We start from the raw sequence: 17,549 nt of genomic DNA, 5'->3' as shown, positions 1-17,549 counted from the left end.
ATTATGTCACAATACAGTATTACGCCACCAAGAGCTAAGTTTGAACTCCATGCCTATGGAGAAGTATATGATTTTTCATTGAAAAGTATAGAAAACTGGAAACAACTAGAGTTTACACTGAAAAGAGACAGAACATCGGGAATATTCCACCAGATAAGCTTTCCTTTCGAGTTTGCCCTTGAAGCTTATGATGTGGTAAAGAACATATATGAAACCTACAGGCACCGTTCGCAGGGAGATATGTATATTTATTTACTGAAAAATGATTGGCCGTGGGTAGAAGAACAATACCATGAGCCGCAAATATTCAATCTCGATTTCATATCATATAGCAAAACAGACAACATAATAAAGGTAGATACTAAAAGAGTAAGCTTATATGACTACCTGAAAGTAAAAAACAAGATGGTGTATGATATTCCCGTATCGGAGCTAAAAGCCGAAAAGACATGGAATTTTGAGCGCATAATGATGGCGAATACAATTTCGTTAAGGGCTGCAAATTCGTCTGGGTTTAATTTCAAAAGTTCAGGAATATATAATAAGACTGTTGGTATAAGCTATGAATCTACAGAAGTAGCAGTGAAGGATATTGTATATGAAAGAACAATAGCCTCATTGGCTGATTTTAATTCAGATTCTCATTTTCTGGAAGTAAACGATAAATTAGAAAATCCCGTAGAGATTACGTTTATAATCAATCTGACAGAGATCATGGCATATATCGATCCATCCCATCACGCCTCCATCAGAAGAGCCCGGCTTATATTGTCTACAAACTATGATACGTCTGATCCGTGGAGTATCTCTGCGCCCCATAAAGATATTACACCGGGATTAGATACTACATCATGGATAACTACAGAAAAATTTATGGCATATAGAGGTAACAGGTTTTATCTTATTCTGGCGTTGGATTTGAAGAATGATCAGGAACCGTTTCCTAAAATAGTCGCGATTAAGGCAAACGGAACCATAAGAGTAGAATATAATGCAAAATATAAGCCTGTAAGTGTGGATATGATAGATCCTAAAGTACTATTGCAATCGATGGTAGACAGAATGACAAACAGTACGGGAATTTATACATCCGACATAGAAGATTTCAATACAGATAGTAACAATCTGATAATGTTATCGGCGGCAGAAAGCATAAGGGGAATACCTGTGACGGCTGATAATGAGGCTAAAGTGCATACATCGTACCGTGATTTTGTGACATGGATGAATGCATATGGCTATGAGCAGCATGTAGACGGTACACACCTGAATATACGAAAAAGGCATAAGGGATTTAGGGCTGATCTGACAGCTATGGAACTTGGAGAAAGAGAGTGCGCCGATCTTAGAGAGTATGTAGATGAAGAGCGTCTGTATCCGGGGTTAAAGATAGGGTATAATCGAAAAGAGATAGATAATGTAAACGGCCGTTTCGAGTTTAATGGCATACATGATTATGTAACCGACCTGAACATCATAGATAAGGTATTAGAGCTTATTTCCCCATACAGAGCAGACTGTTACGGAATAGAATTTCTGACACAGGAAAGGGGAAAAGATTCTACCGATAACAAATCGGATAAAGATTTGTTTCTTGTGAATGTAAAAGAAGCCGCATCGACATACGAAACAGTAACGAGCGTTTTTTCGGGTAATTATCCCGGAAGCAGTACCATATTTAACGGTAACCTAAACCCGTACAACCTGATGAAGATAAATGAGGATCTGCTAGGGGTAAGTGCAGCCCGAATGGAATTTACGGCCAGTGATTCAAATGCTCAGATAATAATAGACGGCCAACGAATAGACCAAAACTATGACATACCCGAAGGATCAGGATTATTCGATCCTACTATATATGACATTGCAAGCCGTAATATACAGCATTTGCCATCGGGCGAAAACGTGAATGGAATAGTGCGATTCAGATACAAAGGGCAAGTTTATGAGGGATTTATAGAAGAAATATCTAAAAACCCTGCATGGGAAATGGAAACAACATGGAGGTTGTATAAAAAGAAATAGCTATTTATCTGCCTTCCTGTAAGCAATTATAGGAAGGCAATCTATTTCACCTTTATCATAGAGGTATTTCCAATCTTTATTGCTTTGTTCAACGCGCCCTTTTACATCTATTTCTGTTGTTTTAGGACTTATCGTTGGATAACCTGCCAATATTTCTGAATATATGCTAGGGGAACAGTGCAATTCGCTTCTGTTTGAAATATACACTTCCCAATAATATTTATTATCGTCATCGTCAGATGAGCAAGCAATGAAAAGAGGAAATATGAATAGTAGTAAGAGTATTTTTTTCATAAGTTTATATATATATATTTATTTATGTTGCCAGCACCGGCCGCCACCTTTTACTTTTCTTTTACAATAACCTCCATCCTTAGTGCGAGCTCCACACGTATATGATGTTTGGCTTCCTCCGCTACCTCCTGAATTATTTGAGCCTAAGTTGTCAGCTAGTCCGGAAATACTAATTGTTTTCGTATTATTACCAGAAAAATACAAACCGTTTCTAGAATCCTTTTTTATTATTCCATTCACTACATATTCATAGGTGATAGCAATATTATTTCCTTTGGTTGTTATTGTTTGAGACTTCGAATTATAATTAATTTGCTCAATTGTAAATTTTTCTATCAACTCGCCAGATGAAAAATCTTTACATTGTATGATTACATTCGTTATACCATCTTCTATATAATCATTATAAACATTGAATTGGTGTGATATTAATGTATTGGATTCATCATTTGAACTGGAACACGAAAATAAGAAAGAACCCAGAAAGATGATTAAGAGTATTTTTTTCATAGTACCTGATATTTTTTTATAAAAGTAATTACTTTTCGCTATATATAAAAAGTTATTTGCGAGTTATTTGCGAGGCTGTTTACTGATATGTCATCCTTTTACCTTTGTGTAAATGGCATTGGCATATGATTATAAATTCAAAATTCAGTAGTTTATATCTTGGCAGGAAGGAGAACTGGAAAGCGTCATTCGATCAGGATGTATGCTATATGCAGCGTTATGCAATAAGAGAAGAAATAAGGATTCAGTTTATAGGAGATTCGGGGGGATTTGTCTCTAAATATATAAGTAAGTCAGGTGATGAAGTTATAGTTCCGGTAACAGCTTTGTATCTGGAACCTGATATATATGGAAGAGTTCTCTATGAAATAGTTTTCTCAGTAGAGACAGCCGGATTATATAGTTTTATGCTTACTAATGAAGTTGATGAGGTTTCTACGTTTTTTTATATTGCTCAACCGGAAGATCTCGCTGATACTATTCTTTTAAATTATACACATCGTAAGAATGAATACGATACTATCTTCATTGATGAGGATGGAGTTGATAAGAGGTTTAATTTTCGTGTAGAAGGCGGTTTTTATCCCGGAGACAGAGTACAGGCTGTAGAAAACGAGATATTTCGAGATCAACGATTCGAACCTTTCCAGACAGCCGCTGAATCATACGAAATATCAGCGTTAACCATAGGTACAAAAAGAGGTGTTCCGCAATGGGTAGGAAACAAGATAAATTCCATATTTAAATTATCTGACATCCTTATAGACGGTATAGAAACTACCCGCAATGAATCTGCAATTCCTGAACTTATAAAATTAGGTACTTATTATCCGCTGTATGTATTCAAAATGAATGTAGAGCAGCCGGATGAGGATCGTATATATAGCGGAACCTCCAACAGAATACATATAAATGCATTTAACAATAAATTCAACTAAAATGGCAGTAGGAAATACGATACAGGACCTTATAAACTGGGGAAACAAAATAAGAAACTCAACAGGCAGAGAATCAGTAACCCAGATAATGGAAGGAGAAGCCATTCTGACAGCGGCCAATGCGATAGCCGGACAATCTTCATTAGGTATAAGAAAATCATATGCAACCTATGCTCAAATGGTTGGCGATGTAGATTCTCCTATAGCTAATGATGGTACACCTATAAAGTTAGATCAGCTAGTTAGTGTCTCAAATGATCCTACTCCTTTATTGAACGGAATATACCGATATACAGTGGATCCAGAAGATATAAATATAAGGACGTGGGAGTTTGTATCAGGAATCGTTGTCCCTGCTGATATAATGCCATCAGGGGGATATGAAGGCACAGGGCAACAACTTGACAACGACAAGTCCGACAAAGGCGGCTCTACTCTATCCATGCAGCAGATGGATGAAAAGAAAGCTGACAATGTATATTTAAAAGTTCCATTTACGTTTCCGGTAGTTTCAAACAGGTATATAAATTCTGCTGGGGTCGAAACTGTTGCAGCGTCTGCAAGTTATGTTGTTTCTGATAAAAAATATGACTGCATACCCGGACAGGTATTTACAGCTCAAAACTATATGTCTGCTGTTGGTCTGGGTATTGTTGTATTCTATGCTAACGATAATGACAGCAGCTTTATTTCGGGAATATTTTCAACGAATGTCGCTGTACCTGAAAGAAGCATAATAGCTCCACAGGGGGCTACAAAAGTTAGATATGGGAAGGTTACAAGTGTAAATACTATATTTAGCAGAACAACTCATCTTACAGAAATAAAAGACGAAGTAAATAGCACAGAAAAATTAATTATTACAGGGTCTAATATAGCTCCTAAAGGGTATGAGCTGCTTCTCGGTTATTGTACAAATGACACTGGAGGTATAGGGGGATATAGTGGTTCTAGATGCTATGACAGATTTATACCGATAAAGCCAAATGCAATATTCAATTATAACGGTAGTCTTAACGGATGGGCTGCTATACAGTTTTTTGATAGATTTTCTAATCTTATCTCTGTATTATCTGCTAACAAAACGCCCGATCTTATAGGAGATGGAAAGAACTTTGATTTTACGACACCTTCGAATACAGCATATATCAGATACGGCTCTTTAAATAACATATGTAATGTTTTCTATAAAGGTGAACTTACCCTGTCTACATTATCATTGCTCTCTGATAAGATAAGAGATAACGCATATGATATAAAGACAATTAATAGTATCATATCTATAAACAGGCTGTTAATACCTAATATTATTTATGCAGTTGTGGGAGTTGAAAAATCAATATATCTGGAAAATATCACGATGAACAACCCTACACTTAAAATACATATCACATCCTCTTTCGGTACTGTGAGAAATAAACGTTTCTACTTTACTCCGACAGCAGGAGGTGATCAGACCGTTAATTTCAAACTTCTTTCGTTAACAGGTACGGTTATAGCCAATAAAGATGTTATAATAAGAACCGTTCAAAATACACTGAACATTACAAAAACTGTAATTTGTCTCGGTGATTCAATAACACAAGGGAATAATCTTGCTTATTATTGGCTCGATGCATTAAAAAACATATTGACACCCGGTAGTTTATTACCTCATTTTTCAGGAGTTCAGGGAGGTGTCAGCGATCCATACTCTCCAAATCTTAATGCCTATCACGAGGGGTATTGGGGTACAACATCAGGTCGTTTTGTGGCACTAAATACAGGAAACCCTTTTTATAACGAAACTACTAGCCAAATTGACATTGCGAATTATCTGACAAAGGCGAAATATGCCGATACAACAACAGGCGATGTTATAACGGGAATACCTCAAATCGATGTCGTTTCATTTCTGATAGGATTTAATGATGCTAGTTCAACAGCTATTCAGACAGCGATATCTACTGCAAATAACATAAAATCAGTTATAGATTTTATGAAAGCATATAATCCCGAATGTAAGTTTATCGTGAATTTTACGACAATGACAGGTTTAGATTCGCCTAAATCAACATTTAAGAATAATAATATTCTGTTAATCCGTCAAAATATCTTAGATATGTTCTCAGAAATGGAAAATGTATTTATCGGAGACATGGGTTTATGTATTGACAGATACAACGGATATAACGGGCAGATCGAAACGGTTTCGTCTTTTTATCCGGGGAAATCATTCGACATGCGTTATCCTGTTTATACAGATGATACGCATCCTGTGTTAGGAGGCAAAAAAGAAATGGTAACTAATTCAATAGGAGTCCTCTTAGCTGCGATAAAAGCATAAAATGATAAAAGAGATGAAAGTAATTATCAACAAATATATTCCTCCGAAGGGTTATTTAGCTATAACCCTCTTCGGGTTGGTATTCGCTAAGAGAGAACTCGGCAAAGAAGAAAGCAATCACGAAGCAATACACATCCGACAGGGAAATGAAATGCTTTGGATATTCTTCTATCTGTTCTATGTTATCGAATGGCTTATCAGGCTGATTCAATACAGGGATAAGGCAAAAGCCTATTACAATATCTCTTTTGAGCGTGAAGCATACAGTAACCAACATAACTTAAACTACCTGAATACCCGTAAATGGTATAGCTGGGTGAAATATATATATAACGATGGAACTATTACCAATAATTAGCCAAGTGATAGCGAATGTAATAGATAAGTTACAGAAGATAATATCAACCCTTTGGGGATGGGCGGGAAGTTTAATTGCCTTTATCCTTACATGGTTAGTAACATGGATTGGTGACACACGGGAGATGTGTGTGTATTTGGTTTTGGCTGCTATTATTCTTGACTTAATATGGGGTATTGCATCGAGCGCAAAACGTGGATCATTTGCAATGAGCATAGGATTTACCAAGACATGTATTAAACTGGCTGTATATATGTCTATCCTAACGATAGTTGTAATAGCGGAAAAAGCCCTTTCTGACAATTGGGATATAATGTTCAGACTTGCATCTTCAGTACTTATAGTAGCCGAAGCAGTCAGCATATTTGGTCATATACTAATAATTAAACCTGATACACCTGTAATAAAACTTTTATGGAAAGTCCTGAAAAGCGAAGTCGCAAAGAAATTAAATATAGAAGTAAAAGATATTGAAGAATATATAAACAATAACAGCAATGGCAACACAATTAACTAAGAACTTCACATTAGAAGAAATGTCTCATTCCAATACAGCGAAGGCAAGAAACATGAAGAATGAGCCTAACATCGAACAGACTGACAATCTGTTCAGGTTATGCAACCGACTTTTACAGCCGTTAAGAGAGGCATATGGAGAAGCGTTTATTATAAGTAGTGGATATAGAAGCCCGGAAGTAAATAAGGCTGTTGGAGGTGTACCTACATCACAGCACATGAAAGGTCAGGCTGCTGATGTATCGGTGAAAGATCCTCGCAAACTATTAGCAGCTCTTTTGAGAAGTGGATTGGACTTCGATCAGGCAATATTATATCAGGATGGAAGAAACAACTTCTTACACATGTCTTATAATTCGGGACATAACAGGAAGCAAGTATTATACAGTAAAGGAACAAAACCATAAAAAGCCCCGCATTTCTGCAAAGGCTCTTTTAATCTCAGTTATACTAAACTTATCAAAAATATAAAATAAAAATGAAACGATATATACCGAAGCTGTTAATATGGATTCGAAATAAGTTTTCTTATAAGTGTGAGTTATGCGGATGCAGATTAAGATTTTCTCATTTTCATGGAGATAACATCCCGGATGAGCATAGTATGAGAATGTATAAATGTAGGAAGTGCAATAAAGAATATATAGCGTTATGAAACAAGCGTCAGCCATAGTTATAGCAATGATTATCTGTTTAGTTGTCGGTTTCTTTATCGGCAGATCAACTATAGATACATCCACTAAAATAGAATACATAAAGGGCAATACTATAACAGGATCTGTTAGCCCGAATCAGTTTGATCCGGTAAAAGAAGAAAAACCAAACATACAGTATCGAGATACAGGAAGTGTAAAGTATGTAAATCTTCCGGCAGATACAGCAGCTATAATTGCAGATTGGGAGATGAAACGAACATACAACCTTGTAGCCTTTGATAACAAGACACAAGGTAAGCTTGAGTTATTTCCAACTATACAATTCAACAGGCTATCGGCTTTAGATTATAATTTCACTCCAGTTATAGAACGGCAAACGATATATAAGACTAAAGTATGGCAGCCTTTTGTTTCAGGCTCTTATTCTACCCTTAATTATGTTGGAGTCGGAGGTGGTATATTCTATCATAATCTGGGATTTGAGTATCAGTATCAAAAAAGCTTAGGCAATTTAGGCAATGGGCATTTGATAGGAATAAAATATAAGTTTTAGGTATATAGGTTAAGATTGTTTGGATCCGCTTGTCTGGGAAGATAGGCGGCTTTTTATTTAGTTAAAAAATAAATGACAATAGTTGTAAATAAAGCTAAAATTGAAACTATAACGGCAATAGATGAAACTAGCAGCGTCTTTTTTGAAACTAGCAGCGTCTCTTCTGAAATCTTCTTGTTTTCTTCATCCCGCTTCATTAAGCCTTCTGCACCACCTGTTATAAGATAATCTGATCCGGATTGAGTTATTTGGCAAAGAAATGACATATGGAAATAGTTACAATAGCTATTGTAATACATATTATAAAATTGTATTAGCCCTTTCCTATTGGCCAATACAAGTGTTTTTTCTGGTATCTTATACAGCCCGATAATGTCAGAGCCTTTCACTCCGCTACCATGGTCCTCTAAGAGTCTCAACAATTTTACTATTTCTTCCATTTGATATTCCTTTTGATAAATAATAGTGTTTATTCCGAATATTTACTTTAATGTATAGATAAACTATTTTACCAATTTTACAATATTTTTTTCATATCGTCAATTACTTTTTTTCCTAACAAACGGGCATAAAGTTGAGTTTGTTTGATATTGGCATGTCCTAAAGTCTTAGATACAGTTTCAAGAGGTACTCCTTTGTTAAGTAAATATGTTGCAAAAGTGTGCCTAGCAGTATGTGAGGTGACTTTCTTATTAATATTTACTTCCGGATGAGCAATCAATAACTTTAGATAATCATTGTACTTCTGATTACTTATTTTAGGTAAATTATAATTGTATCTTTCCGCTATAATTTTAGCATCGGGTAAAAAAAGTAATATGAATGACTCATCTGTCTTTGTCCTACTGCTTCTTATTATTTCTTGTTCGTCTATTATCTGAATGTCATTTTTTGAAAATGATTGCATATCGACATAAGCCATTCCGGTGAAGCATTGGAAAATGAATAAATCTCTTGTCCTTTCAAGTTTATCATTTAACCCTGATAGTTTTTTTATCTTGTAAACTTCATCTATTGTTAAAAATACCGGCTCTTTATTTTTCCCTTTTGGAGGTATAAATAAATCGTATGGAGATCTTGCTATTAGTTCTTTATTTATGGCTATTTTGATATACATATTCAATAGAGAATGGTTTTTATTTATAGAAATGTTGCCTATCCCTTTGTCTCGCATGTATTTGTCGAAAGATGTTATATTGACATATGTTAGGTCTGCAAACGTCTTGATCCTTTTAAATTCGTTCAATTTGTTTACAAGTGTAACATGGGCCTTTAATGTATTATACTCCATGTTACGAAGCCTCATTTCAGCCTCTATAAATGGGACTAGCAACTGTTTATTGTCTTTCGATTTCCAGCCTTTTATATCTTTTAAAGTTCTGCATTTATCGGAAATGGCATATTCATGGATTGTATTAAATAGGTCGGTAGCCTGTTTCGTAATTGCATCTGCGATATCGTGGTTTTTACAAGTAAATCCCATTTTGTCGGAAAATTGATTTTTATACAATCTTATTCCTGTGGATATAAGTACACAATCATTGGTTCCAAGCTCCCTCGCTTCTATGTGAAGTAGGCCTTGTTTAGTCTTTGAAGCTTCATTTCTTTTATCGAAGCGGAATCTGAGGCTGATATTATTCATTTTTCGGACAAATTAATAAGCAAATATAATAAATGTCCGTATAATGTCCGAAAATAGAATGGATTTTATAATATTAGTTTGGATTGTGTTGGATTGTTGAGGGTTTGTTAGATGCTGTTATTTAGGTTTTTATATAGTAAAACCCGCATTGTTAGCGGGCTTTAAAGTAGCACAGCCGGGAATCGAACCCGAATCTAAAGTTTAGGAAACTTCTATTCTATCCATTGAACTACTGCGCCTTAAATTCCGTCCTGTCCTGTGACGGTGTTTTTATGGATGCAAAAGTAATAGAATTTCTACAACATGTCAAATTCAATTGAATTTTTCATCAAATAGTGTTAATATGTGTTGTGCCTGAACCTTAATTAGAGATGAGTTTTTAAAAAAGATTATCTTTGTTAAAATTTTTAGATCAAAAAGACTATAATGATTCAAATAGGAGATACAGTTGTTTCGTTGGAAGTAATAGAACAAAAATTCCTGTGCAACTTGTCGGCATGTAGAGGAGAATGTTGTGTAGAGGGAGACTCAGGTGCTCCTCTCGAAAGGGAAGAAGTTAAGATTATCGAAGATTTATTGCCGGAAGTCTGGGCCGATTTATCTCCCAAGGCTCAAGAAGTTATAGAGGCACAAGGTGTTGCTTACGAAGATGAGGACGGTGATATGGTGACTTCTATAGTCAATGGTAAAGACTGTGTTTTTACATATTACGACGACAATGGCATCTGCAAATGCTCTATAGAAAAAGCTCATAGAGAAGGACGTGTCGATTTCTACAAACCAGTATCGTGCCATTTATATCCTATACGCTTGCATAAATATAAAGATTTTACGGCGGTGAATTATCATCGTTGGCAGGTATGTGACGCCGCCCTTGTATTGGGAAAAGAAAAAGGACTAAGCATATACAAATTTCTTAAAGAACCCTTGATTCGTTGTTTTGGAGAAAATTGGTATAATGAGTTGTCTCTGGTTGCCGAAGAATATAATAACACTAAACAAAAGTAAGACTATGCATCCGTTAGCTCAGTTTAAATATTGTCCTAAATGTGGTTCAGACCGTTTTGTGGAGAATAACTTCAAATCGAAGAGATGTGAAGATTGTGGATTTGTATATTATTTCAATTCATGCTCTTCTACAATAGCTCTTATTGTTAACGAAAACAGAGAGTTGCTTGTTGCCACCCGTGCTCATGAACCGGTAAAAGGTACACTTGACTTGCCGGGCGGATTTGTGGATATGAACGAAACGGGTGAAGAAGCTGTTATACGAGAGGTAAAAGAAGAAACAAATATGGATGTGACAGACGTGAAATACATGTTCTCTATACCAAACCGATATGTATATTCGGGCTTTGAAGTGCATACTTTAGATATGGTATATCTGTGTAAAGTAACAGATGCTTCAACGTTTAAGGCAGAAGATGATGTCGCAAAACTTCAGTTTATAAAAATAACCGATCTCAATCCCGATTTGTTTGGACTACTGTCAGTAAAAGAAGTGGTAAGGAAAATACAAAAAATGAATATATGAAAAAATTGCTAGTAGCTTTAAGTATTGCATTAAGTGTGCAATTTGCTTATGCGCAGAAATCTGTTTATACGGAGCAACCCGGAAGACTGTTTACGCAAGGCAAAGAAATGTTCTTGGACAAAAACTATGTGGGTGCAATGAATACCCTCGAAGAATTTAAAACAAAATCGAAAGATACTAAACTGATGCCCGAGGCAGACTATATGCTTGTAAGCTCCATGTATTATACAGGAAAAGGCAATGTCGGCAATCTGCTGAAAGACTATCTGGAGAAATATCCCGAAACATATCATAGCAACCAATTGTATTTCTTTATTGGCTCAACACACTTTGTGAAAAAAGACTGGAAGAAAGCCTTATATTGGTTGTCCAAATCGGATGTAGATTATCTGGTAGGAGACGAGCAGGAAGATTATAGTTATAGGGCTGCTTATGCAAATCTTCAAGAAGGCAATAGAGCCGAAGCTAAGAGATTGTTTGGCTTACTAACCCGTAATAGTAATAAATATGGAGAGCCGGCCTCATACTATTTGGCCTATGCTAATTTTCAGGATGGTGAATATGCACAGGCAACACCTATTTTCAGAAAATTGAAAAATAAAAGCGAATATAAAGAAACAGCAACATTCTTCCTTATTCAAAGCTCATTTTTGCAAGGTGATTTGAATGAGACAATTTCGGAAGGACAAAACTACCTATCGTCTTATCCTTCTACCGATAATGCGGCGGAGGTTTATCGTCTCTTGGGGAACAGTTATTATCGCTTAGGCAACACCAGTAGTGCAATAACTGCTTATGAAAGATATTTGGAAAAAACAGAAAGTCCCTTTCGTGAAGATATGTACCAACTAGCCGAAGCGTATTATCAAACAGGTTTGTATTCGAAGGCAGTGGGAGCCTTGAAAAATGTTGCATCCACCTCCGATCAACTTGGTCAGGCCGGGTATATGCTTCTCGGACAGTCTTATCTGAAGATCAGTGATACACCCAATGCAATTATGGCTTTCGATGCTGCTGCACGTAGCCAGTTCGACAGGGTAATTAGCGAAGAGGCTTTGTATAATTATGTGATGCTGATGAACAAAGACGGCGGTTCTGCTTTCGGCCAAGCTATTACAGCTTCGCAGCGATTTTTGACAGAATATCCTGCATCTAAATATACCGATGACGTGAATGGAGCATTGGCTACTACTCTATTGTCTACTAAAAACTATACTACAGCTCTCAATGCAATAAATAGTATAAAATCGCCCGGAAAACAAATTCTGGATGCTAAACAGATTATTCAGTTCCAAATTGGAGTGCAGGAATTTATCGACGGACGCTACGATAATGCTCTTCGCGATTTCAATACAACAATCAATCTGGGAAGTTACAACACAGAAGTACGCAACGAGGCCTATTTTTGGAGAGGAGAAACCGCTTACCGAAAAGGGGACTATACTACGGCAGCACGCGATTACTCATCCTATATTGCTCAAGTATCGCCTACACAAAAGAACTATCCGTTAGCATTGTACAATCTGGGCTATGCAAACTTTCAGCAAAAAGATTACAATAAGGCTCTGACTAATTTCCGAAAATATATTTCAGCCGAAGTAGATCGTCAATCTCAGAACTATCCCGATGCTCTCAACCGTATCGGAGACTGTTATTTATTCAACCGAAATTTTAGTGAAGCAGAGAGCTTTTACTCTCAAGCGGCACGGGTAAATCCTAATAATGCCGATTATTCTGAATTTCAGAAAGCATTTGTACTAGGGTTGCAACGTAACTATAATGGGAAAATCTCAGCCCTTAATAATATGATGGCTAAGTATCCCGATTCACAGTATTACGATGATGCTTTGTTCGAAAAGAGCCGTGCTTTGGTTATGCTAGATAAGGAGAAGGATGCCATTTCTGTTCTCGAAAAACTGTTGCAAGACTATCCACGTACAAATTTGGCTCAAAAAGCAGGAATACAATTGGGACAGTTATATTTCAATACCAACAATCCTCAGAAGTCGATAAATGCCTACAAGAATGTAATCAGTAATTACCCGAACTCGGAAGAAGCCCGTACAGCAATAGAGAGTCTTGAGGGGGTATATAAAGACATAAACGATATTGGTTCTTATGCCTCGTATGTCAACTCTTTGGGCAAAGGAACTGTGCTTTCTGCCAGCCGTCAGGATTCTTTGACTTACCTTGCTGCCGAAAATGTGTATATGAAAGGTAGGAAAGAGGAATCAAAAACAGCTTTGAACAGTTATTTGCGCACATATCCTCGTGGTGTATTTGCCAGCGATGCACATTTCTATCTGGGAAGTATGGCTTTTGATATCAAAGATTTTGATTCGGCATTAAGCAATTTCAAAGAAGTAATAAACTCTAACAACCCTAAATATATCGATGATGCGTTAATATATGCTTCGGGGATAGAATTTGATCGCAGAAATTATGAATCGGCCTATGCTGCTTATGAACATCTGAATATGGTAGCAGCTAGTGGCGATAATCGTAATGTAGCCAGACTGGGTATGCTCAGATGTGCTTATCTGATGAAAAAAGATAATGATGTGGTTACTGCTGCCAATAAAATATTGGAAGATACTAAGCTATCGACTACTGTTGCCAACGAGGCTCGTTTCTATCGTGGTCAGTCATTAAAGAATCTGGGACAGGGTGATAAGGCTATTGCCGATCTTCAGATTGTAGCCAAAGATACCCGCAATGTATTTGGTGCCGAATCTCAATATCTGTTGGCCGATATATATTATCAGTCGAAGGCATATGATAAGACAGAGAAGCAAATACAAGCCTTTATGAAAGAAGGAACGCCTCACGAATATTGGATGGCAAGAGCCGTTGTCTTACTGTCTGATGTATATGCAGCTAAGGGAGATAAATTTCAAGCTCGTCAGTATTTAGAAAGCTTGCAGGCTAACTATAAAGGATCTGAGGCGGATTTGGCAGAAATGATTTCTTCTCGTCTTGCTAAGTTGAATTAAGAAGTGTAGATATTATAATCTGAAGTACAAATTAGAAAATCAAGAACAATGAATATATATAAAACGATTTTTACAATAGGTCTGGCTTTTGTCTCATTGACTGCTGCCGCCCAGAAAGATTCTACAATAATTCGTCAGGTATTGCTCGAACGCGAATATAACCCGACTTTGCAAGATGCATCGAAGATAAATACATTGCCCTCTATTTACACCCCTGTGGTGAAGGCTAAAGACTTTAAATATGTTAGTTCGGCTCCTCAGCTGACCCTTAATAATAATCGTTTGGGCAGTGCCGAGCCGGGAGATATAAAGACAGATGTTGTATTCAGTAAGAAGCGTGGCTATTTTGTCATAGGAGGAGGTTCGCATGCGAATGTAGAAGGTGCATTGGGGTATAGAATATTAGACTCTGACAACGATCGTCTGGATATTACAGCAGCTCATTCTTCTACAAGTGGCAATGTCGATTATCTGGATGGAGACAAATATTTCTATAAAGATGCGAAAGCAAAGTATGCGGCAAGTCAGGTAAAACTGAAATATCAGCATTCTTTCGAGCCGTCAATTTTGTCTTTCGATGCTTCATTCCTCAACAATTCGTTCAATTATTATGGTAACACATTTGTCCCTAAAGAGAGTCCTGTTTTTCCTTACGATATAACTACTCGTCAGAATGTCGATGTTATTAATATTGGTGCAAGCTTACGCTCAAGCGAAAACAATGATGGCTTATTGAAGTATAAAGGCTCTGTTCGTTATCAGAATTTTAAAAGCAAATATGGATTGTATACCGATAATAAAGGTCCAAAAGGTGGACAATTCGATATAGATGTAGACTTTTATACAGACTTTGCGTCAGACAAAGTGATAGGAATAAAAGGAGGCATAATGAATCAGTCTTTTGGAAGTAAGAATGAAACCTTTCATAAAGATGCCTTTCATAGCTTTACGAATATAACTGCAAGTCCTTATTTTAATATGGAAGGTGGTAACTGGGATGTAAGTCTAGGCTTGAATATAAACAGTCTATTCGATATCAAAACAAAATTTTTGGTGTCTCCTAATATCAAAGCTCAGGCCAGAGTTAACGAGGAGAACACATTCTATGTAGAAGCAACAGGGGGAGTGAACAATAACACTTTTCTTGATATTCTTCAAGAAAACAGATATGCTACACCATTGGCTCGTATAGAATACTCGAAAACGCTATATGATGCTAAAATTGGTTTTAAGTCGGGAGTAATAACAGGCTTCGAGTTCGATCTGTTTGCGGGATATAAAAAAACTGACAAAGATCATTTGTTTGCTGCTTCTCCTTTGTATATACCGGTTGTTGCCGGAGACCCTGATCCTGATTATACAGCATGGGGTAATGTGGGTACTCCTGTTTATGCAAATGTGGGTACAGGTCATATCGGAGGTTTGATTAAAACAACATTGATACCTTATACCGACTTGTCTGCTAAGCTTACAGCCTATTTTTATAATGTGAAATATACGAATGGATATATAGATGGTCTGTTCGATACAGCTTTGCTTTCTGAGAAAAAGGCGTGGGGACGCCCTACTTTTACCGCCGAATTTAATGCAGATGTAAGACCATTCGATAAACTGATATTATCGGTGAATTATCTGTTTGCAGCAGGTAGAAAAGCCCTTGCAGCAGATTATGGAGTACTTAATTACAGAGTAGAAAAAATGAATGATATAAATGAACTTAACTTTAAAGGCGAGTACGAGATTGCCGATTGGGTATCTGTAAATGCTAGAGTTAATAATATATTGTTTCAGAAGTACGAACTGCAATATGGTTATGCTTTACAAGGTTTTAACTTTATGGCTGGATTGAGCTTCAAGTTCTAATCTTATAATACAATAAGAAGTAAAAGCTGTTCGAATAAAAGCGGACAGCTTTTTTTATTGGATATTGAATAAAAAAGCAAATGATTTATTTATACCTTTGTTATAGGTGGAGCTCTTTCTGTGTAAAAGATGTATCTGAGTCTCTATCTCCTGGATTTTGTTATTCATAAAATACTATGAAAAATAGCAAATTGAGTAGTACTTTCTGTTGTGTTTAAAGCTATTTAATGGGCTATTATATAATTTGTAAGGAATAAATTTGAAAAGAGATATACAATAAGACAGGAAACTGAGACGTTCTATGTCAGGTAACTATGTCGTTGATTAAATTCATTAAAATAAGTAATATGCAAAACATAAAATGGGGTATAATAGGTGCCGGAGATGTGTGTGAACATAAAAGCGGTCCTGCTTTTTATAAAATAGAACATTCTACGTTGGTCGCTGTAATGCGAAGAGATGAGGCTAAAATAAAAGACTTTGCAACCCGTCACCATGTCGATAGATATTATACTGATGCCATGTCTCTAATAAATGATCCGGATGTAAATGCGATCTATATAGCGACTCCTCCAGATACACACAAAGAATATACGATTAAAGCTCTTGAGGCGGGCAAGCCTGTTTATGTAGAGAAACCTATGGCATTGAATTATCAGGAGTGTTTAGATATGATAGACGTTGCTAATCGTTCAGGACAGAAGCTATTCACTGCTTATTATCGCAGAGCCTTACCTTATTTTCTAAAGGTTAAAGAATTGCTCGATGCCGGATTTATAGGGAAAGTAATGACTGTTGATGTTAAGTATATCCGTCCTGCAAGTGAAGAGGATAAAGATGTGAACACTCAGCCATGGCGGGTGAAGAAGAATATTGCAGGCGATGGCTATTTCTTCGATATGGCTCCTCATACACTCGATATTCTCGACTTCCTTTTAGGTGAGATAGAAGATGCTACAGGATATGCCCGCAATCTGGCTGGATATTATACGGTGTCGGATACTGTATCGGCAGTGATGCAATTCAAATCAGGTGTTGTAGGGACAGGCTTGTGGAACTTTGCCAGCCCTAAAGAGATGATGCAGGACACTGTTACTATAATAGGAACTGAGGGGTGTCTGAAATTCAACACATTCTCTTTTCAGTCTATTGCATTGGTTACAGGCAGTAAAGTGTCTTATTACGAAACCATTCAGCCCGAACATATTCAGCAGCCATTGATTCAGACTATTGTAGACGAATTGCGAGGAGTGGGAGAGTGTCCTTCCAATGGAGTGTCCGGTGCACGTACCTCGCGTATTATGGATCTGATAACGAATAATAGGGTAGGATAAGATAAGG

The 17,549-nt window shown here is 36.7% G+C and carries 16 protein-coding genes and 1 tRNA gene; 12 read left to right on the top strand and 5 right to left on the bottom strand.

Annotation, left to right across the window (positions count from 1 at the left end; translation table 11 throughout):
• Nucleotides 1–3 precede the first annotated feature (3 nt).
• On the top strand, nt 4–2,025 hold the full coding sequence (locus tag BGC7_RS16625; RefSeq protein ID WP_050702728.1) for a hypothetical protein: 2,022 nt from the start codon (nt 4–6) through the stop codon (nt 2,023–2,025).
• Here BGC7_RS16625 and BGC7_RS16620 read toward each other — a convergent pair whose 3' ends face one another.
• Both BGC7_RS16620 and BGC7_RS16615 read right to left on the bottom strand, forming a co-directional pair.
• Entirely contained in the window at nt 2,026–2,319 is a 294-nt protein-coding gene (locus BGC7_RS16620; protein ID WP_050702727.1) for a hypothetical protein, read from the bottom strand.
• 18 nt (nt 2,320–2,337) lie between these two features.
• Entirely contained in the window at nt 2,338–2,829 is a 492-nt protein-coding gene (locus BGC7_RS16615) for a hypothetical protein (RefSeq protein ID WP_050702726.1), read from the bottom strand.
• Between the two features lie 125 nt (nt 2,830–2,954).
• Between BGC7_RS16615 and BGC7_RS16610 the strand changes: the two genes are divergently transcribed.
• The 6 genes from BGC7_RS16610 to BGC7_RS16585 all read left to right on the top strand — a co-directional run bounded on the left by BGC7_RS16610 (nt 2,955) and on the right by BGC7_RS16585 (nt 8,176).
• Entirely contained in the window at nt 2,955–3,767 is an 813-nt protein-coding gene (locus tag BGC7_RS16610) for a hypothetical protein (RefSeq protein ID WP_050702725.1), read from the top strand.
• A 1-nt stretch (nt 3,768) separates the two neighbouring features.
• Complete coding sequence (locus BGC7_RS16605; RefSeq protein WP_050702724.1) at nt 3,769–6,093, top strand: hypothetical protein; 2,325 nt, start codon at nt 3,769–3,771, stop codon at nt 6,091–6,093.
• A 13-nt stretch (nt 6,094–6,106) separates the two neighbouring features.
• The gene (locus BGC7_RS16600; RefSeq protein ID WP_050702763.1) at nt 6,107–6,451 is read left to right on the top strand and encodes a hypothetical protein; all 345 of its coding nucleotides are present in this window, start codon (nt 6,107–6,109) and stop codon (nt 6,449–6,451) included.
• Nucleotides 6,429–6,968 carry a phage holin family protein gene (locus BGC7_RS16595; RefSeq protein ID WP_050702723.1) on the top strand — a complete coding sequence of 180 codons (540 nt, stop codon included), beginning with the start codon at nt 6,429–6,431 and terminating at the stop codon, nt 6,966–6,968. The genes BGC7_RS16600 and BGC7_RS16595 overlap by 23 nt, the downstream gene beginning before the upstream one ends.
• The gene (locus BGC7_RS16590; protein WP_050702722.1) at nt 6,949–7,374 is read left to right on the top strand and encodes a D-Ala-D-Ala carboxypeptidase family metallohydrolase; all 426 of its coding nucleotides are present in this window, start codon (nt 6,949–6,951) and stop codon (nt 7,372–7,374) included. The genes BGC7_RS16595 and BGC7_RS16590 overlap by 20 nt, the downstream gene beginning before the upstream one ends.
• Nucleotides 7,375–7,618: 244 nt before the next feature.
• Entirely contained in the window at nt 7,619–8,176 is a 558-nt protein-coding gene (locus BGC7_RS16585) for a hypothetical protein (RefSeq protein WP_157258764.1), read from the top strand.
• A 53-nt stretch (nt 8,177–8,229) separates the two neighbouring features.
• Here the strand turns inward: BGC7_RS16585 and BGC7_RS16580 are convergent, their stop codons facing one another.
• From BGC7_RS16580 to BGC7_RS16570, 3 genes are all read right to left on the bottom strand, one after another.
• A complete protein-coding gene (locus BGC7_RS16580; protein ID WP_050702720.1) occupies nt 8,230–8,616 on the bottom strand; it encodes a hypothetical protein in 387 nt (128 codons plus the stop codon).
• A 77-nt stretch (nt 8,617–8,693) separates the two neighbouring features.
• Nucleotides 8,694–9,818 (bottom strand): tyrosine-type recombinase/integrase, encoded by a 1,125-nt coding sequence (locus BGC7_RS16575; RefSeq protein ID WP_050702719.1) that lies wholly within the window; start codon nt 9,816–9,818, stop codon nt 8,694–8,696.
• Between the two features lie 167 nt (nt 9,819–9,985).
• A tRNA-Arg gene (locus BGC7_RS16570) sits at nt 9,986–10,057 on the bottom strand.
• 187 nt (nt 10,058–10,244) lie between these two features.
• Between BGC7_RS16570 and BGC7_RS16565 the strand changes: the two genes are divergently transcribed.
• From BGC7_RS16565 to BGC7_RS16545, 5 genes are all read left to right on the top strand, one after another.
• On the top strand, nt 10,245–10,826 hold the full coding sequence (locus BGC7_RS16565; RefSeq protein ID WP_050702718.1) for a DUF3109 family protein: 582 nt from the start codon (nt 10,245–10,247) through the stop codon (nt 10,824–10,826).
• Between the two features lie 4 nt (nt 10,827–10,830).
• On the top strand, nt 10,831–11,352 hold the full coding sequence (locus BGC7_RS16560; RefSeq protein ID WP_050702762.1) for an NUDIX hydrolase: 522 nt from the start codon (nt 10,831–10,833) through the stop codon (nt 11,350–11,352).
• The gene (locus tag BGC7_RS16555; protein WP_050702717.1) at nt 11,349–14,345 is read left to right on the top strand and encodes a tetratricopeptide repeat protein; all 2,997 of its coding nucleotides are present in this window, start codon (nt 11,349–11,351) and stop codon (nt 14,343–14,345) included. The genes BGC7_RS16560 and BGC7_RS16555 overlap by 4 nt, the downstream gene beginning before the upstream one ends.
• Before the next feature lie 48 nt (nt 14,346–14,393).
• Entirely contained in the window at nt 14,394–16,208 is a 1,815-nt protein-coding gene (locus BGC7_RS16550) for a TonB-dependent receptor (RefSeq protein WP_050702716.1), read from the top strand.
• 347 nt (nt 16,209–16,555) lie between these two features.
• Nucleotides 16,556–17,542 (top strand): Gfo/Idh/MocA family protein, encoded by a 987-nt coding sequence (locus tag BGC7_RS16545; RefSeq protein ID WP_050702715.1) that lies wholly within the window; start codon nt 16,556–16,558, stop codon nt 17,540–17,542.
• The last annotated feature ends 7 nt before the right edge of the window (nt 17,543–17,549 follow it).

Source organism: Dysgonomonas sp. BGC7 (assembly GCF_001261735.1).
Lineage (GTDB): Bacteria > Bacteroidota > Bacteroidia > Bacteroidales > Dysgonomonadaceae > Dysgonomonas.
This window is presented reverse-complemented; position numbering and strand designations above follow the sequence as displayed.